The sequence below is a fragment of the Rhizobium sp. 21-4511-3d genome (genome assembly GCF_053522545.1).
The window spans coordinates 152,963-170,683 of the sequence record NZ_JBNWCF010000004.1 but is presented as its reverse complement, the minus strand read 5'-3'; the positions used below and the strand labels follow the sequence as shown (position 1 = coordinate 170,683).

Annotated in this window: 18 protein-coding genes; 3 read left to right on the top strand and 15 right to left on the bottom strand. The window is 62.8% G+C overall.

The genetic code is table 11. The features are described from left to right. The first annotated feature begins 7 nt into the window (after positions 1–7). Positions 8–775: a FadR/GntR family transcriptional regulator gene (locus ACQZ5H_RS11585; RefSeq protein ID WP_203430961.1), complete on the top strand. Its 768-nt coding sequence runs from the start codon at positions 8–10 to the stop codon at positions 773–775. Here ACQZ5H_RS11585 and ACQZ5H_RS11580 read toward each other — a convergent pair. The 5 genes from ACQZ5H_RS11580 to ACQZ5H_RS11560 all read right to left on the bottom strand — a co-directional run bounded on the left by ACQZ5H_RS11580 (position 768) and on the right by ACQZ5H_RS11560 (position 5,501). Then, positions 768–1,160 carry a DUF779 domain-containing protein gene (locus ACQZ5H_RS11580; RefSeq protein ID WP_449097769.1) on the bottom strand — a complete coding sequence of 131 codons (393 nt, stop codon included), beginning with the start codon at positions 1,158–1,160 and terminating at the stop codon, positions 768–770. The genes ACQZ5H_RS11585 and ACQZ5H_RS11580 overlap by 8 nt on opposite strands. A gap of 211 nt (positions 1,161–1,371) precedes the next feature. Beyond that, entirely contained in the window at positions 1,372–2,880 is a 1,509-nt protein-coding gene (gene adh / locus ACQZ5H_RS11575) for an aldehyde dehydrogenase (protein ID WP_112711994.1), read from the bottom strand. Between the two features lie 135 nt (positions 2,881–3,015). Next, positions 3,016–3,978 carry a helix-turn-helix domain-containing protein gene (locus ACQZ5H_RS11570; RefSeq protein WP_449097768.1) on the bottom strand — a complete coding sequence of 321 codons (963 nt, stop codon included), beginning with the start codon at positions 3,976–3,978 and terminating at the stop codon, positions 3,016–3,018. 125 nt (positions 3,979–4,103) lie between these two features. Continuing rightward, positions 4,104–5,105 carry a dicarboxylate transporter/tellurite-resistance protein TehA gene (gene tehA / locus ACQZ5H_RS11565; RefSeq protein ID WP_449097767.1) on the bottom strand — a complete coding sequence of 334 codons (1,002 nt, stop codon included), beginning with the start codon at positions 5,103–5,105 and terminating at the stop codon, positions 4,104–4,106. 57 nt (positions 5,106–5,162) lie between these two features. Then, positions 5,163–5,501 (bottom strand): carboxymuconolactone decarboxylase family protein, encoded by a 339-nt coding sequence (locus ACQZ5H_RS11560; protein ID WP_199625288.1) that lies wholly within the window; start codon positions 5,499–5,501, stop codon positions 5,163–5,165. 116 nt (positions 5,502–5,617) lie between these two features. Between ACQZ5H_RS11560 and ACQZ5H_RS11555 the strand changes: the two genes are divergently transcribed. Then, positions 5,618–6,532, top strand: coding sequence for an AraC family transcriptional regulator (locus ACQZ5H_RS11555; protein ID WP_449097766.1), 915 nt, complete (start codon positions 5,618–5,620; stop codon positions 6,530–6,532). 18 nt (positions 6,533–6,550) lie between these two features. Here the strand turns inward: ACQZ5H_RS11555 and ACQZ5H_RS11550 are convergent, their stop codons facing one another. From ACQZ5H_RS11550 to ACQZ5H_RS11525, 6 genes are all read right to left on the bottom strand, one after another. After that, positions 6,551–8,272 carry an ABC transporter ATP-binding protein gene (locus tag ACQZ5H_RS11550; RefSeq protein ID WP_130283824.1) on the bottom strand — a complete coding sequence of 574 codons (1,722 nt, stop codon included), beginning with the start codon at positions 8,270–8,272 and terminating at the stop codon, positions 6,551–6,553. A gap of 250 nt (positions 8,273–8,522) precedes the next feature. Further along, entirely contained in the window at positions 8,523–9,380 is an 858-nt protein-coding gene (locus ACQZ5H_RS11545; protein WP_449097765.1) for a transporter substrate-binding domain-containing protein, read from the bottom strand. Positions 9,381–9,414: 34 nt separating this feature from the next. After that, positions 9,415–10,179: an ABC transporter ATP-binding protein gene (locus ACQZ5H_RS11540; RefSeq protein ID WP_449097764.1), complete on the bottom strand. Its 765-nt coding sequence runs from the start codon at positions 10,177–10,179 to the stop codon at positions 9,415–9,417. After that, a complete protein-coding gene (locus ACQZ5H_RS11535; protein ID WP_449097763.1) occupies positions 10,176–10,916 on the bottom strand; it encodes an ABC transporter permease in 741 nt (246 codons plus the stop codon). The genes ACQZ5H_RS11540 and ACQZ5H_RS11535 overlap by 4 nt, the downstream gene beginning before the upstream one ends. Next, the gene (locus ACQZ5H_RS11530; RefSeq protein ID WP_449097762.1) at positions 10,916–11,635 is read right to left on the bottom strand and encodes an ABC transporter permease; all 720 of its coding nucleotides are present in this window, start codon (positions 11,633–11,635) and stop codon (positions 10,916–10,918) included. Before ACQZ5H_RS11530 ends, ACQZ5H_RS11535 begins: the two co-directional genes overlap by 1 nt. Continuing rightward, entirely contained in the window at positions 11,632–13,056 is a 1,425-nt protein-coding gene (locus ACQZ5H_RS11525; protein WP_449097761.1) for a M20 family metallopeptidase, read from the bottom strand. The genes ACQZ5H_RS11530 and ACQZ5H_RS11525 overlap by 4 nt, the downstream gene beginning before the upstream one ends. A gap of 173 nt (positions 13,057–13,229) precedes the next feature. Between ACQZ5H_RS11525 and ACQZ5H_RS11520 the strand changes: the two genes are divergently transcribed. Beyond that, positions 13,230–13,865 carry a GntR family transcriptional regulator gene (locus ACQZ5H_RS11520; protein ID WP_130283836.1) on the top strand — a complete coding sequence of 212 codons (636 nt, stop codon included), beginning with the start codon at positions 13,230–13,232 and terminating at the stop codon, positions 13,863–13,865. A gap of 47 nt (positions 13,866–13,912) precedes the next feature. Here the strand turns inward: ACQZ5H_RS11520 and ACQZ5H_RS11515 are convergent, their stop codons facing one another. From ACQZ5H_RS11515 to ACQZ5H_RS11500, 4 genes are all read right to left on the bottom strand, one after another. Further along, the gene (locus ACQZ5H_RS11515) at positions 13,913–15,637 is read right to left on the bottom strand and encodes an ABC transporter substrate-binding protein (RefSeq protein WP_112711970.1); all 1,725 of its coding nucleotides are present in this window, start codon (positions 15,635–15,637) and stop codon (positions 13,913–13,915) included. A 79-nt stretch (positions 15,638–15,716) separates the two neighbouring features. After that, entirely contained in the window at positions 15,717–15,998 is a 282-nt protein-coding gene (locus ACQZ5H_RS11510) for a DUF2160 domain-containing protein (RefSeq protein ID WP_112711968.1), read from the bottom strand. 13 nt (positions 15,999–16,011) lie between these two features. Next, positions 16,012–16,839 carry a carbohydrate ABC transporter permease gene (locus ACQZ5H_RS11505; RefSeq protein ID WP_199625279.1) on the bottom strand — a complete coding sequence of 276 codons (828 nt, stop codon included), beginning with the start codon at positions 16,837–16,839 and terminating at the stop codon, positions 16,012–16,014. Between the two features lie 14 nt (positions 16,840–16,853). Next, on the bottom strand, positions 16,854–17,720 hold the full coding sequence (locus ACQZ5H_RS11500; RefSeq protein WP_449097760.1) for a carbohydrate ABC transporter permease: 867 nt from the start codon (positions 17,718–17,720) through the stop codon (positions 16,854–16,856). Between the last annotated feature and the right edge of the window lies 1 nt (position 17,721).

Here is a 17,721-nt window from a genome sequence, read left to right as displayed (position 1 = left end):
AACAGGTGTGGATGAAGCAAATGGCGCATCGCTGAATGCGGGTAACGGTCCGGCTGCAAAGCCCGAGCGTGGCAAGGCGGTGAAACTCGTCGACCGCGTCTTCGACCAGATCCTCGAGCGCATCCGCGCCGGCAACTATCCCCCGGATTCGCGTCTGCCAGGCGAGCACGAGCTTGCCTCGATGCTCGGCGTTTCCAGGCCGATCGTGCGCGACGCGCTCGCCAAGCTTCGCGAGCAGGGCACCGTCTACGCCCGCCAGGGCGCCGGCACTTTCGTCAGCGCGCATGGTTCGCCGACGACGCAGCTTGCCTATTCGCCGGTCAAGACGATTGCCGACATCCAGCGTTGCTATGAATTCCGCCTGACGATCGAGCCCGCGGCTGCCTTTTTCGCCGCCAAGCGGCGCGACGAACAGGCGATCCAGAAGATCGCTTCGGCACTCTCCGATCTCCGGGAGGCCACCAGCCACCAGCTGCACCGCAGCGACGCCGACTTCGTCTTCCATCGCGCCGTCGCCGAAGCTGCGAACAATCACTATTACACCGCCTCGCTCGATGCGCTGAAGCCGCATATCGCGGTCGGCATGCATCTGCACGGCCTGTCGCTGCTCGGCCCGCGCCAGGGGCTGGAGCAGGTCTACGAAGAGCATAACGAGATCTACAGGGCCGTCGCCGAAGGCCGCGCCGACGATGCGCGCAACCTGATGCAGACCCACCTCGAAGGCTCTCGCGACCGTCTGTTCGAAGGCCGCGTTCTCGACCTGTCCTTCAAATAGCCCGCCGGCCGATGTCCGGAATGGCGCAGGCCTCACCGCCGCCGAAGATGCGCGAGCGGGTGAGGAAGCGTTTCTCGCGTCCGTTGTCGAGCGAGAACATCCCGCCGCGGCCGGGCACCACGTCGATGATCAGCTGCGTATGCTTCCAGACCTCGAACTGGCTGCCGCTGATATAGACCGGGACGCCGGCGATCTCGCCGAGTTTGACATCTGTTTCCCCGATCCGGAATTCATCGGCCGGATAGCACATCGGCGATGAACCGTCGCAGCAGCCGCCGGATTGGTGAAACAGGATATCCGGATGATCGGCGCGGATTTCGGCGATCAACTCGATTGCGGCGTCGGTGGCAAGCACGCGCGGTTCGCCGTTGAGTGTTTCTTCCATGTTGTTCCTCCCGTGGATGAGGAGGGAAAACCCCTCCCCAACCCCTCCCCACGAGGGGGAGGGACTAACTTGAGGCACCGACTCGCTTCGCAAATCAGCGTTCTCGCGAACGCGAGGTTGCTATGAGGCGCGGAGAGTCCAACGGCTTAGCCCCTCCCCCTTATGGGGAGGGGTTGGGGAGGGGACTTTTCGCCTCCCGCCGCCGTCCTTCTCAAAAGAACCCAAGCGCCTTCGGGCTGTAGCTCACCAGCATGTTCTTGGTCTGCTGGTAGTGGTCGAGCATCATCTTGTGGGTCTCGCGGCCGATGCCGGATTGCTTGTAGCCGCCGAAGGCCGCGTGGGCCGGGTAGGCGTGGTAGCAATTGGTCCAGACGCGGCCGGCCTGGATTTCGCGGCCGAAACGGTAGGCGCGGTTGCCGTCGCGGGTCCAGACACCGGCGCCGAGGCCGTAGAGCGTGTCGTTGGCGATCTCGAGCGCTTCCTTCTCGTCCTTGAAGGTGGTGACGGAGACGACCGGGCCGAAGATCTCTTCCTGGAAGACCCGCATCTTGTTGTGGCCCTTGAAGATCGTCGGCTTGACATAATAGCCGCTGGCAAGCTCGCCACCGAGATCGTTGCGGGCGCCGCCAGTCAACACCTGAGCGCCTTCCTGCCTGCCGATATCGAGATAGGCGAGGATCTTCTCCAGCTGCTCGCTCGATGCCTGGGCGCCGATCATCGTGGCGCTATCGAGCGGGTTGCCCTGCTTGATGGCTTCGACGCGCTTCACCGCCTTTTCCATGAAGCGGTCGTAGATCGACTCCTGAACGAGCGCGCGGCTCGGGCAGGTGCAGACTTCGCCCTGGTTCAGCGCGAACATCGCAAAGCCTTCGAGCGCCTTGTCGAGGAAGTCGTCATCCTCGGCCATCACGTCGGCGAAGAAGATGTTCGGCGACTTGCCGCCGAGTTCCAGTGTGACGGGGATGAGGTTCTGGCTGGCATATTGCATGATCAGCCGGCCGGTCGAGGTCTCGCCGGTGAAGGCGATCTTGGCGATCCGCGGGCTCGTTGCCAGCGGCTTGCCGGCTTCGAGGCCAAAGCCGTTGACGATGTTGAGGACGCCAGGCGGCAGCAGGTCGCCGACCAGTTCGGCCCAGACGAGGATCGACGCCGGGGTCTGTTCGGCTGGCTTGAGGACGACGCAATTGCCGGCGGCAAGCGCCGGCGCGAGCTTCCAGGCGGCCATCAGGATCGGGAAGTTCCAGGGAATGATCTGGCCGACGACGCCGAGCGGCTCGTGGAAGTGATAGGCGACGGTGTCATTGTCGATCTCGCCGATCGAGCCTTCCTGGGCGCGGATGCAGGAGGCGAAGTAGCGGAAATGGTCGATCGCCAGCGGAATATCGGCCGCCATGGTTTCGCGGATCGGCTTGCCGTTGTCCCAGGTTTCTGCCTGCGCCAGAAGCTCCAGTTTGTCTTCCATGCGCTGGGCGATCTTCATCAGGATATTGGAGCGTTCGCCCGGTGCCGTGCGGCCCCACTTGTCCTTGGCCGCATGGGCAGCATCGATCGCCGCGTTGATATCCTTCTCGTCGGAACGCGGAATCTCGCAGAGTTTGCCGCCGGTCACCGGCGTGATGTTGTCGAAATATTTGCCGCCGATCGGCTCGCGCCACTCGCCGCCGATATAGTTGCCGTATTTCAGCTTGAACGGCGACTCGACGATTTTCTGATGCAGCATGTCATCCTCCCTTGATGATGCCTGGTTCAGGAGTGAACCGGTGGAGGAAATCTGCTCGTCTTTTGCTCTTCGAAATACCCGCCCGGAGCAATGCCGCACTGCACACTGTCGCAGCGCTGCGACAGGCGAGAACCCTCAGTGCAAGTTCAACCGCTTCATTTTGCGGTGGAGCGTGGCGCGGCTCATGCCGAGATTGGCGGCGGCCTGCGAGACATTGCCGTTGGTGCGTGTCAGCGCCCTGAGTAGAGCGGCGCGCTCGGCATCCATCAGCGCTTCCTCGCCGTCTGCCGGGCGGCTTTCCTGCAGCGCATCGGCGGCCGGGATACCGGCGGCGATCCGGCGGTCGTCGAGTTTCAAGGCCAGCCGGGCGGCGCGGGTGGCGCCGAGCACGAGGTCGTGCCGGTCGACGGCAAGCAGGGCTGCTGCCGAATTGGTGCCGGAGGGCACCATCAGGAAGCGCGAACCGGCAAAGGCGCTGCGGAAGATGTTGAGCTCGATGCGCATCGCCGCGTCGCGCACGGCCTGCGCGAGGATCGACAGGGTCATCTCGTTGACGTCGTCGCGGCAGGTCGAGATGTCGAGCGCGGCAGCCAGCTGGCCGCGATGGTCGCGAATCGGCGCCGTGGTGCAGCTGAGCTTGATATTCGAGGACAGGAAGTGCTGGTCGCGGAAGATCGAGACGGAACGCTCGTCGGCGAGCGCCGTGCCGATGCCGTTGGTGCCGATGCTCGCTTCGGTCCAGACCGAGCCGGTCCAGAGGCCGAGGTCGTTGAATTCCTTGTCGTCGGCGCTCGCGCCGCGCCGCTCCAAGGCGACGCCCTCGCGGCAGGTCAGAAGCAGGCAGCATCCCGCCTTGCCGACCGTCAGGAACAGCTTGTCGAGCTCGTCGTTTGCGTCGCGGATCAGCTGTTCGGATTGTTGGCGGGCGAGGCGGAATTCCTGCTCGGTCAGACGGAGCGGCGCGCGCTTCTCTTCAGGGGTCAGCTGATGCTTGTCCATGCAGCGGCGCCAGGAGGCGACGATCGGGGAGCTGGCGGCGGCAGAGTTCTGCTGCGCCCACGTATAGACATGGTCGGCATGCGCTGTGAATTCGTGCATCTGCTCCTCCCACGGAACGTAGACCGCAGTCTGGGGCAAATACCGTCTCATTGCAATTCTGCTTAATTAAGCAGCCCATTCCATGCCGCAGGGGAACTGTCGCAGATCTGCGACAGTTCGATGCGTCAGCTGGCCTTCGGCTGTGCGGCAGGCAGAAGCTTGCCGCGGGCGATGAGCCAGAGCGTGCCGATCGCGATAAAGCCGACGATGGCGTTGACGGCGATGAAGATCACCACCGCAAGGCCCTGGAGTGCGGCATCGCTGCTGTGGCTTGCGACGCGGATGGCGGCTGTCGCCAGCGCCGTGGCGCCGAAGGTGAAGGCCCAGTAGGAGCCGGCGAAGGGCTGCTTGGTGATCCACGGCAGCAGGCGCAACAGGATGGCAGCCTCGAGGATGGCGTAACCCAGCATCGCATGAAGCAGCATATCCGGCATTCCGCCATTGACGCTGAGATAGGCGACGCTTCCGACAGCCGGAGGGGCAAGCTGGATGCCGAGCGTCGGGCGCAGCTGTACCGCAAGTTCCGGTGCCGTCAGCAACCGGTGCAGCAAGACCGAGTCGATCGCCAGCCAGGCGAAGAAACCGGCGCCGAAGGCGAGCTGACCGAACTCCTGAAAGCCGAGCGCACCGAGAACGATAGCGCTGACGAAGGAACCTGCGACCGTCGGCAGGTAGAGGACCGGCGTCGTCGTGGTCACGTCGCGGCCGCCCTGCCACAAGGCTCCGGTCCGCCACAGGGCGAAGGCGAAGGTGAAGACGAAGCCGGCGGCAAAGAGGATTTCGGTCGCCGGCCGCGAATAGGGCAGCAGCGCGAGCCCTGCGAGCATCGTTGCGACACCGGCGAGGCCGACGAAGCAGCATTGCACCGCATGCTCCAGCTCCGCCAAAGCTTCGCCGCGGGCGTTCAGCCACTTCAGGCCGTAGAGGACGCTGACGGCGAACCAGACGGCGACTGCCAGCAGGCTGAGGATCTCGCCCGATGCGGCCGGCAGTCCCCAGACGGAGGCGGCCACCCGCCAGCTATTGCCGAGCCCGGCAATGCCGAGCACTATGCCGAAGAAGGATGCCGGGACGCGCGGCATCTGAAAACCGGTCCTTGCCGGAATGTCTGCAGCTTGCATTGCCATGACCTCGCTTCATCAGGGGAGCGGAAGGCGGCGCGCCTCCCGCATCGTCGAATGCACTTACTTGGCGATCGCCTCTGCGGCGTCGAGAACGCGGGCAGAATAGACCATGGCGGCGCCGGCATTGATAGCCACGGCAACACCGAGCGCTTCGGAGATTTCCTCCTTGGTCGCGCCCTGCTTCAGGGCTTCGGTCGTATGGACGGCGATACAGCCATCGCAACGCACTGTGACTGCGACTGCGAGCGCGATCAGCTCGCGGTGCTTCGCATCCAGGTAATTCGTCTTCTGCCCGGCGGTCGAGAGTGTCTGGTAGCCCTTCACCGTCTCCGGAACGGTCTTGCCGAATTCACCGATCCGGGCGATCAGCTGGCTACGATATTCTTTCCAGTTCAACATGATTTTGCCTTTCCATCATCTGCAGCAGCTCTCTCGCTGTCTGTTGAGATGGAATATGGACTTTTCGTGTGATCCGATGAATGTTTCAGAAGTTCAATTTATAGCGCGATCGTCTCATGGATATTCTCAGCCGCCTTATCGACCTTGCCGGGCTTCGCACCAGCCTGGACATCCGCTGCCGCCTCGAAGGCGCCTTCGAGATCGACCACGAACCGGCGGCCCGCGGCGTCATCCCGTTTCATGTGGTCCTGTCCGGCAACTGCCGCCTGCGGCTTCCCGACCGGCGGGTGGTCGAGCTGACCGCAGGGGATTTCCTCATGCTGCCGCGCGGCGAGGCGCATCTGATTGTCGGCCGGGAGAGCGGTGCCGGGCCGGGCCCGGTGCGGTTGATACATGACGGCATGCTGCCGGTGCGCGAGAACGGGGAGGGAGCGCCCGATGTGGATCTGCTCTGCGGGCATTTCGATTCAGCTACCGGGTCGTCGTCGCTGCTGCTAGATACCTTGCCCGATGTCTTTCATGCCTCGCTTGCCGGAGCGCAATCGGAGGAGACACTGAAGCTGCTGGTCGGCATCCTGCGCGACGAGGCGATGCATCAGGAAGCCGGCGCGCTGACGATCGCGACGGCGATCTGTCTGGCGCTGCTGACGATGGCACTCAGGGCGCAGAATACGGCCGCGCTCGGCACCGCGGGTCTCCTGGCGCTGATCGCCAATCCCCGCTTTTCGCGGGCATTGAAGGCTGTGATCGCGAACCCGGCGGAGGATTGGACGATCGACCGGCTGGCCTCGCTCAGCGCCATGTCACGCGCCACCTATGCCAGACAGTTCAAGGAAACGTCGGGGATGACGGTGGCGGGCTTCGTGACCGATCTCAGGATGACGCTCGCCAGCGACCTGCTGATCCGCACCCGCCGAACAGTCGCCGATATCGCCGCCGAGGTCGGCTATGACTCGGAGGCGGCCTTCGGCAAGGCATTCAAGGCAAGGCGTGGAGTGCCGCCGGCGCGCTTCAGGCAGCAGATGGCCTGAAGCGCACCGGGCTTTTCGTCAGGCGACCGCGCCGAACTGGGCGTTGTGCAGGCGGGAATAGGCGCCGTTGCGGGCGAGAAGTTCGGCATGCGTGCCTTGCTCCTCGATGCCGCGCGGACCCATGACGACGATCCGGTCGGCATTGCGGATGGTGGCCAAGCGGTGGGCGACGACCAGTGTCGTGCGTCCTTCCGACAGTTCCGAAAGCGCCTGCTGGATCGCATATTCCGTTGCCGTATCGAGCGCCGAGGTTGCCTCGTCGAGGATCAGGATCGGCGGGTTCTTCAGGAAGATACGGGCGATCGCCAGGCGCTGCTTCTGGCCGCCCGAGAGTTTGACGCCACGCTCGCCGGTCGGCGTATCGAGACCTGCCGGAAGCGAACGTACGAACTCGTCGAGCGATGAGCGCCTGAGCGCTTCCATGATGTCTGCATCCGATGCGCCGAGACGGCCATAGGCGATGTTCTCGCGGATGGTCGAGCCGAACAGGAAAACATCCTGCTGCACGATGCCGATCTGGCTGCGCAGCGAGGCCTGCGTCATGTCGCGGATATCGATGCCGTCGATGGTGATGGCGCCCGATGTCACATCGTAGAAGCGCGGCAGCAGCGAGCAGATCGTCGTCTTGCCGGCGCCGGAGGGGCCGACGAAGGCGACGGTCTCGCCTGCAGAGATCGTCAGGTTCAGCTTGTCCAGCACCTTGCCGTGATCGGAATAGCCGAAGGAGACGTCCTTGTAGGCGATATCGCCGTGCAGCGACCTAACGGTGACGGCATCCGGACGGTCGGCGAGATCCGGCTCGGTGTCGATCAGCGAGATGAAGCGCTTAAAGCCGGCGATACCCTTCGGATACATTTCGAGCACCGAGGTGATCTTGTCGATCGGGTGGAAGAAGACGTTGACGAGCAGCAGGAAGCCGACGAAGCCGCCATAGGTCAGCTCGCCATTGACGACGTAGAAGGTGCCGGCAACCATGATGACCAGCTGCACCAGCCGGGTGCTGAGATAGCTGAGCGCAATGCTCGCCGTCATATAGCGATAGGCGCTGAGCTTGGTCTCGCGGTAGCCTTCGTTATTGAGGGCGAAGAGCTCGCTCTCATAGCCTTCGTTGCCGAAGGCCTTGACGACGCGGATGCCGCCGACGCTTTCCTGAACGCGGGTGTTGAAGTCGCCGACTTTGCGGAACAGGTTGCGCCAGGTGACCGTCATCTTGGCGCCGTAGCGGCTGACGAGCCAGGTCATGAACGGCACGATCGTCGTCGTCAGCAGCGCCAGCTTCCAATGCACCGTGAACATCAGGATGAAGGCGCCGATGAAGGTCATGATGGCGATGAACACGTCCTCGGGACCATGATGGGCGACTTCGCCCACCTCTTCGAGATCCTTGGTGACGTGGGTGATCAGATGACCGGTCTTGTTGTTGTCGAAATAGCTGAATGACAGCTTCTGGATGTGGTCGAAGGCTTGGCGGCGCATGTCCGACTCGATCGAGATGCCGAGCGCATGACCCCAATAGTTGACCACAGCCATCAGGCCGGTGTTGACGGCATAGACCGCGAGAAGTGCAGCCGCAACGGCGGCGATCAGCCCCCAGTCACGGCCGGGAAGCAGCTCGTCGACGAAGAGTTTGACGGCAAGCGGAAAGCCGAGTTCCAGGAGGCCGGCAATGACGGCGCAGCCGAAATCAAGGAAAAACAAGCGCTTGTAACGCGCATAGTAGGAGAAGAAGCGACGAAACATGAGTGCCCTCCAGGGCAATATCTGTCAGGATCGTAGGATGGGAAGCGGGCCGAACAGACGAGCCCAATCGGCACCGCTGTTCAGCGTTGTGTTGTGCCGAGATTTCGCATCGTGACGATCCTCCTTCATGAGTCGCTGCAGGGACTTATAGTATGACAGCATCGCGCTGTCACTACAGATTGTGCTGAAAACAAGAAAGCCCGGCGAGGCTGCGCGTCGCCGGGCTCTGAGAACGCAAAGCGTCAGGGCCTCACTTCGGCGTGACGTCGAAGCCAAACCACTTTTCCGACAGCGTCTTGATCGTGCCGTCGGCCTTGGCAGAAGCGATCGCTTCGTTGAACAGCGCCTTCAGCGCGGTGTCGTCCTTGCGCAGGCCGACAGAGCTACCGCGGCCGAGGAAGCCGCCCTGGAAGCGCGGACCCGTCGTCGTCATGTCTTCGTTGCCCGGCTTCTGCGAAGCGGTGGTGAGATAGGCCATCGAGGCCATCACCAGATCGACGCGGCCGGCCTTGAGGTCGAGATCGTGCTCTTCCGTTGTCTTGTACTCGCGCACCTCGACGACGCCCTTCAGGTACTTGTCGACGAAGGCGGCGGCGGTGGAAGCGGTCTGCACACCGATGGTCTTGCCCTGCAGCGCCGGCTTGATCTTCTCGATCTCGGCGGCTGCACCGGCCTCGTCGCTGGCGAGCGAGAAGACCTGGCCCTTCTCAGGCAGGCCTGCCAGATCGCTTTCCTTCGAGGTGGCGAAAGCTTGGCCGGTAGAGCCGTAGGAATCGCTGAAGGCGATCACTTCCTCGCGCTTGGCGGTCGCCGACATGCCGGAGATGATGGCGTCGAACTTGCCGGCATTCAGGCCCGGGATCATGCCGTCGAAGTTCTGGACGACGACCTTGCACTCGACCTTCATGTGGGCGCAGAGATACTTGGTGAGCTCGATCTCGTAGCCGTCGAGCGTGCCGTCCGGCTTGGTGAAGTTGTAAGGCTTGAACGCACCTTCGGTGGCGATCGTCACCGTCGTCCACTTCTTGTCGTCGGCATGGGCGATGCCTGCGGTAGCAATAACCGCCGTTGCGGCTGCTGCGGTCAGAACCCGCGAAAGAATTGTCATTTTAGCTCCCCTTTTCTTGGTTTGGGCTGAGAGATTATTTGCTGATGAACTGCCGGAAGCGTTCCGAGTGCGAATTGGCAAAGACGTCCTGCGGGCGGCCATCCTCTTCGACGACGCCCTGATGCAGGAAGACGACGCGGCTGGAGACGTCGCGGGCAAAGCCCATTTCGTGGGTGACGACCAGCATCGTGCGGCCTTCCTCGGCGAGCGCGCGCATGACGCGCAGCACTTCACCGACGAGTTCCGGGTCGAGCGCCGAGGTTGGCTCGTCGAACAGCATCACCTTAGGGCGCATGGCGAGCGCACGGGCAATCGCGGCGCGCTGCTGCTGGCCGCCGGAAAGGTGGGCCGGATAGAAATTGCGCTTCTCGGCGATGCCGACCTTGGCAAGCAGCGCCTCGGCTTCCTCGATGCATTCGGCGCGATTGCGCCCCTGAACGTGAACGGGTGCCTCGATGACGTTTTCGAGCACGGTCTTGTGGGACCAGAGATTGAAGCTCTGGAACACCATGCCGAGCTGCGAGCGGATGCGGTCGACCTGCTTGCGGTCGGCCGGGCGGCTGCCGCCCTTGGCGTCGGGCAGCATGCGGATCGTTTCGCCGGCCACCGTCACTTCGCCGGAATTCGGCGTCTCCAGGAGATTGATGCAGCGCAGGAAGGTTGACTTGCCGGAGCCGGACGAGCCGAGGATCGAGACGACGTCGCCTTCGTGGGCATCGAGCGAAATGCCCTTCAGCACTTCGACATTGCCGAAGCTCTTGTGCAGGTTCTTGACGCTGAGAGCGGTTGCCGCGGTCATCGGGCGTCTCCTTCAAGTGCGGGCGCAGCTTTCACTGCCGGATGATAGGGAACGGGCTGGCGCAGATGCGGGCTCAGCCAGTATTCGACGAGATGGACGAGCCGGGTCAGCAGGAAGTTGATCGCCAGGTAGATGGCTCCGGCAACGATGAAGACTTCGATCGCCCGGTAGGATTCCGAGATGATGCGGGCGGCGACGCCGGTGACTTCCATCAGCGTGATGATCGAGGCGAGCGAGGTGGCCTTGACCATCGAGATCATCTCGTTGCTGTAGCCGGGCAGAGCCTGGCGAACCGCGAGCGGCAGCACGATGCGGCGGAATTGCATCAGCCGTGGCATGCCGCAGGCGCGGGCCGCTTCGATCTGGCCGAAGGGAACCGAAAGCAGGCCGCCGCGGATGATTTCGCTGGCATAGGCGGCGGTATTCATGGTCAGCGCCAGCACGGCGCACCAATAGGGCTCGCGCAGGAACGGCCAGAAGATGCTGTGGCGGACGGCCGGGAACTGGCCGAGGCCGTAATAGAGCAGGAAGATCTGGACGAGCAGCGGCGTGCCGCGGAAGACGAAGACATAGCTGCGGGCGAACCACTCGAGCGCCTTGTTGCGGGAAAGGCGGCAGAGGGCGATGGCCAGCGCCAGGACGGCACCGAGCGCAATCGAGGTCGCAGCAAGCTCGAGTGTCAGCGGAATGGCTGAAACCAGGCTGACGAAGGTTTCAAACAGAAATTGCCAGTCCATCAGCCTCTCCTCACGCCACGCGAAAAGTGCTTTTCGGCACGCCGCAGAAACAGGCCGGAGCCGGTGGAGATGACGAGGTAGATACCGCCGGCAATGACATAGAAATCGAAGGGCAGGCCGGTCGAGCCGGCGGCGATCTGCGTCTGGCGCAGCAACTCGGCGACGCCGGTGATGGAAACGAGGGCGGATTCTTTCAGGACGACCTGCCAGACATTGCCGAGACCGGGCAGCGCATGGCGCAGCGTCAACGGCGCGACGATGCGGCGGAAGCGCAGGGCGCGGCCCATGCCGCAGGCGATTGCCGCTTCGATTTCACCGGGATGGACCGCCTTGAAGGCGCCGCGGAAGACTTCGGTGAACTGGGCGCCGGAGGTGACGCCGACGGCGAGCGAACCGGCAAGAAAGCCCGGGAAGCCGAGAAAGCCCTCGGCGCCGAACAGCTTGCCGATCGCGGTGACGGCAGCGCTACCGCCGAAATAGAAGAGGTAGATGACGAGCAGATCCGGGATGCCGCGAAGGACTGTCGTATAGGTATCAGCCGCGATCTTCAGGCCGCGGCCGCCCGATATTTTCGCCCATGCGCCGAAGGAACCGATCACGGCGCCGGTCGAATAGCCTGCGAGCGCGATCAGAACGGTCATCCACGCGCCTGCAAGCAGCGCCTTGCCCCATCCGTCGGGACCGAAGCTGATAAGCTCGAGGATGCCCGGCTGGTTCATGATGCCTGCCTTTCGGGAAGCGGCGGCTGGACGTCGTCAGGGATCGGATTGACGAATGGCGTCCCATCGAGGCGGCCCTTCAGGTCCGCCTTGGCCGCCTCGATGAGATCGGGATTACGGATCAGGTCGATGGCGGTGCTCGCCATGACCTTCGCCGCGTGTTCCGTGCCCTTGTGGGCAGCCGGAAGTTTGCCCTGGGCAACGAGCTGCCAGGAATGGCCGGGCGTGCCGATCGCATAGGTGGCACCGCGCATCTGCACGGTCGGAACCACCCAGCTGACGCTGCCGACATCGGTAGAGCCGACGATGGAGCTGTCACCGGCATAGAGCGGGAAGATTTCCTCGCAGAGCGGCTGGTCCTTCTTCGGTTTCAGGCCGAAGCGGGCGTAGGACGAGGCGATGTCCTCGGGGCTCATCGTCGCCTGGAACTTGCGGGCCGTCTCGCGATCGGTCTCGTCGAAAACAGGCGGGCCGACGCGCTGGAGATTGGCGAACATCAGGTCCTCAAGCGGCACGTTGCCAACGAGATTGGCGTCGCCGCTGATCACTTCGCTGCGCACCGTGGTCTCGGTCATCAGCGCAGCACCCTCGGCAACCTTCTTGACGCGGGCGACCAGCGACAGCAGTTCGGGCAGGTTGCGGGCGCGCACGAGGTAGCGCACCGTTGCCTTGGCCTGCACGACATTCGGGGCCGAACCGCCGGTATCGGTCACGGCATAGTGGATGCGCGCGCTCGACGGCATGTGCTCGCGCATATAGTTGACGCCGACATTCATCAGCTCGACGGCATCCAGCGCGCTACGGCCGAGATGCGGGGTGGCGGATGCATGCGAGGCGCGGCCGCTGAAATGGAAGTTCAGCTCGTTGCAGGCGAGCGAGACCGGATTGTTGACGCCTGCAAAGGCTGCCGGATGCCAGCAGATGGCGATATCGACATCGTCGAAGACGCCGGCACGCACCATGAAGCCCTTCGACGATCCGCCTTCTTCGGCCGGGCAGCCGTAATAGCGGATGCGGCCCTTCAGGCCGTTCTCGGCCAGAAAATCTTTCACGGCTGAAGCCGCCAGCATGGAGCCGGCGCCGAGCATGTTGTGCCCGCAGCCGTGGCCGTTGCCATTGACGGAGGCTTCGCGCTTTTCGGCGAGGCCGGCGACCTGGCTCAGGCCGGGCAGGGCGTCGAATTCGCCGAGAATGGCAATGACCGGACCGTCTTCGCCGGCTTCACCCATCACAGCCGTCGGCAGGCCGGCAATGCCGCGCTCGACCCTGAAGCCCTCGGCTTCCAGCTGGCGGGCATGCTCTTCGGCGGAGCGATACTCTTCGTAATTCGTCTCCGGCATATCCCAGATGCGATCGCTCAATGCGGCGAAGGCTTCGCTCTTGGCTTCGACGATGTCCCAGACGGCTTCGGTGTTTTTCATGACTTTCAAAACGGCTTCGTTTCGCATAGTATCCAAAATTGGCGCCAATTTAGGTTACAAAAAATTTTCGCGCAATCCATGGGCATGAATAAATTTTGGACGACCTCAAACGGTTGCCACGCCTACAGAATTTGGAACAGGCGTGTTATCGGTGATGAAAAAGGGGATTGGAAATGGCTGACGTCGTGATGGAAGAAGAGCCGGAATCGGCCAGCGCGCGCGACGTGACTGACTTCATCCTGCAGGACATTCTGGCCGGTGTGCTGCTGCCCGGCACCTGGCTGAAGCAGATCGACCTCGAGCGCCGCTACAAATGCACACGCCCGGAAGTGCGCCGCGCGCTGGATCGGCTGGCGCAGAAGCGCCTCGTCGAGCATGTCCCGAACCGCGGCTATCACGTCTATGAGCCGGATGGCCGCCGCGCCCAGGAAGTCAGCGAAATCCGCATCATCCTGGAAACCGCGATCGCGGCAACGATCGTTTCGAACGCTGCTGCCGACGAGATCGCCAAGCTCAGGAAGCTTGCCGATCATTTCGACCTGATGGTGCTGAACGGAACGATGCTGGAGCTCTACGAAGCCAACCTGGCCTTTCACCGCCAGCTGCTGACGCTCGGCGGCAATATCGAACTCGTCGACCTCATCACCGAGATCCGGCAGAGAACGTCTTCAGCACCGGTCTCGCAATGGCGCACGCGCGCCCGGGTCGAACAGTCCGGCCGCGAGCATCATCAGATGATCGATGCGATCGCGGCCGGAAATGTCGAGAAGCTGAAGGAGCTGGTCCGCCAGCACATCCTGCAGCGTTGATGAAAGCGGGCCGGGAGCCTCGTCTCCCCCGGCCGGCACGGCCATGATCAGTTGGACTGCCAGCTCTTGACCAGCTCGTCGTAGTTGATCGTGACCGGCTTTTCCTTCTCGTTCTCGATCTTCAGCTGCGGAGCGAGGTTGCCTTTGGCGACGGCATCCTTGTTCCAATATTCGAGATCGTGCTCCTCGGCGAGCTTCGGCCCGATGTCACCCTGAACCTTGGCGCGTTCGAGGCGCTGCAGCACCTTTTCCTGCTCGGAGCAAAGCGAATCCATGGCTTCCTGCGCGGTCTTTGCACCGGAAGAGGCGTCACCGACGGCCTGCCACCAGAGCTGTGCGAGCTTCGGATAGTCAGGAACGTTGGTGCCGGTCGGCGACCACTGGACGCGGGCGGGCGAGCGATAGAACTCGATCAAGCCGCCGAGCTTGGGAGCGCGCTCCGTGAAGCTCTTGTCGCGAATGGTCGACTCGCGGATGAAGGTCAGGCCGACATGGCTCTTCTTCACGTCCACGGTCTTCGACGTCACGAACTGCGCGTAGAGCCATGCGGCCTTGGCGCGGTCGTCGGGCGTGGACTTCATCAGCGTCCAGGAACCGACGTCCTGATAGCCGAGCTTCATGCCGTCCTTCCAGTAGACGCCATGCGGTGAGGGCGCCATGCGCCATTTCGGCGTGCCGTCCTCGTTGACGACGGGCAGGCCGGGCTTGACGGCATCAGCCGTGAAGGCCGTGTACCAGAAGATCTGCTGAGCCACTTCGCCCTGCGCCGGAACCGGGCCGGATTCGGAGAAGTTCATGCCCTGCGCTGCCGGCGGTGCGTAAGCCTTCAACCAATCCAGATATTTCTGGATCGAGTAGACGGCAGCCGGGCCATTGGTATCGCCGCCGCGGGCGACGCACGAACCGACAGGACGGGAGTTCTCGTCGACCTTGATGCCCCACTCGTCGACCGGAAGGCCGTTCGGGAGACCCTTGTCGCCGTTGCCGGCCATCGACAGCCAGGCGTCGGTAAAGCGCCAGCCGAGCGACGGGTCCTTCTTGCCGTAGTCCATATGGCCGAAGACCTTCTTGCCGCCGATGTCGCGGCCGGTGAAGAATTCGGCGATGTCCTCATAGGCCGACCAGTTGACCGGCACGCCGAGATCGTAGCCATACTTCGCCTTGAAGTCGGCCTTGTTCTTCTCGTCGTTGAACCAGTCGTAGCGGAACCAGTAGAGGTTCGCGAACTGCTGGTCGGGAAGCTGGTAGAGCTTCTTGTCCGGCGCGGTCGTGAACTTGGTGCCGATGAAGTCGTCGATGTCGAGGCCGGGATTGGTGACGTCCTTGCCTTCGTTCGCCATCCAGTCGGTCAGCGAACGCGCCTGCTGGTAGCGCCAATGGGTGCCGATCAGGTCCGAGTCGTTGACATAGGCGTCGTAGATGTTCTCGCCCGACTGCATCTGCGTCTGCAGCTTTTCGACGACGTCGCCTTCGCCGATGAGGTCGTGGGTGATCTTGATGCCGGTGATCGCCGTGAAGGCGGGCGCCAGCACCTTGGATTCATATTCGTGGGTCGTCAGGGTTTCGGAAACGACCTTGATGTCCATCCCGGAGAAGGGCTTGGCAGCGTCGATGAACCACTGCATTTCCTTTTCCTGGTCGGCGCGCGGGAGCGACGATAGATCGCCGATCTCCTTGTCGAGGAAGGTTTTCGCCTCGTCCATGCCGGCATAGGCAGAGCCCGTCATTGCCAGCAAAATGCCTGCTGTCGTCGCTAGTAGATGCCGTCGCATAATATCCTCCCAGGGTTTGCGATTGCAGTCTTCACGTCTCAGGCGGCCAGTACCCCCGGCCATCTGTCTCACCTTGGCATCACACGTATCGGAACACGCCGATGGCGTAGATCACGGAGATGCCAAGAGCCCACCACAGGCCGGGTCCAACAAGACCCAGCCATGCCAGATGAATGAACGCTGCCCCCAGCAGCGAAATGAAGAGACGGTCGCCGCGCGTCGTCTCGAAGCGCAGCAGGCCGGTGCGCGGCGAGCCGCCGGGCACGAAATATTCCCAGACGCTCATGCCGACGAGCAGCATCAGGATCGTCAGGAAGAACAGCGCCGTCGGCAGCGTCCAGGCCATCCAGGAAAAGGTCATGGTCGTCTCCTCCTCAGACGCGGCCCAGGGCAAAGCCCTTGGCGATGTAGTTGCGGACGAAATAGATGACGAGGGCGCCGGGCACGATGGTCAGCACGCCGGCCGCAGCCAGCACGCCCCAGTCCATGCCCGCTGCCGAAACGGTGCGCGTCATGATCGCCGAGATCGGCTTGGCGGCCGTCGTCGTCAGGGTGCGGGCCAGAAGCAGCTCCACCCACGAGAACATGAAGCAGAAGAAGGCGGCGACGCCGACACCGCTGGCGATCAGCGGCATGAAGATCTTCACGAAGAAGCGCGGGAAGGAATAGCCGTCGATATAGGCCGTTTCGTCGATCTCCTTCGGCACGCCGGACATGAAGCCTTCGAGGATCCAGACAGCCAGCGGCACGTTGAACAGGCAATGTGCCAGCGCAACCGCGATATGCGTGTCGATCAACCCGAAGGCCGAATAAAGCTGGAAGAAGGGCAGCGCGAAGACCGCCGGCGGCGCCATGCGGTTGGTCAAGAGCCAGAAGAACAAATGCTTGTCGCCGAGGAAACGGTAGCGCGAGAAGGCATAGGCGGCAGGCAGTGCCGCCAGGACCGAAATCACCGTGTTCATAACGACATAGATGATCGAGTTGATGTAGCCGTTATACCAGGACGGATCGGTGAAGATGACCGTGTAGTTTGCGAGCGTCGGGTTCTGCGGCCAGAGCGAGAAGGCGCCGGTGATCTCCGAATTCTCCTTGAAGCTCATGTTGACGAGCCAGTAGATCGGCAGCAGCAGGAAGACGATGTAGAGCGTCGAAACCACCCAGGAGAAGTTTCCGGCGGGCTTATATTTCATTGTCTGAGCCATGGTCCTCTCCTTTCTCAGCTATTGGCGTCGCTGCTGGTCATGACCGTGTAGAAGATCCACGACAGCAGCAGGATGATCAGGAAGTAGATGATCGACATCGCCGCAGCCGGGCCGAGATCGAACTGGCCGACGGCCATCTTCACGAGGTCGATCGACAGGAAGGTCGTCGAATTGCCGGGACCGCCGCCGGTGACGACAAAGGGTTCGGTGTAGATCATGAAGCTGTCCATGAAGCGCAGCAGCACGGCGATCAGCAGGACCCGCTTCATCTTCGGCAGCTGGATGTAGCGGAAGACGGACCAGCGCGAGGCGCCGTCGATCTTGGCAGCCTGGTAATAGGCATCCGGGATCGAGACGAGGCCGGCATAGCAGAGCAGCACGACGAGGCTCGTCCAGTGCCAGACATCCATGACGATGACGGTGATCCAGGCGTCGACGGGATCGCGGACGTAATTGTAATCGAGGCCGATCGCTTCCAGCGTATGGCCGAGCAGGCCGATATCGACGCGGCCGAAGACCTGCCAGATGGTGCCGACGACATTCCACGGAATGAGCAGCGGCAGCGACATCAAGACGAGGCAGACGGGGACGCCTAGGCCTTTCTTCGGCATGTTCAGCGCGATGAAGATGCCGAGCGGGATCTCGATTGCCAGGATGATCAGCGAGAAGGCGAGGTTGCGCTGCAGAGCTTCCCAGAAGCGGTCCGATTCCAGCGTCTGCACGAACCAGTCGGTGCCTGCCCAGAAGAATTCGTTGTTCCCGAACGTATCCTGCACCGAGTAGTTGACGACCGTCATCAGCGGGATGACGGCCGAGAAGGCGACGAGCACCAGCACCGGCAGAACCAGAAGCCAGGCCTTGTTGTTCCAGGTCTTTTCCATG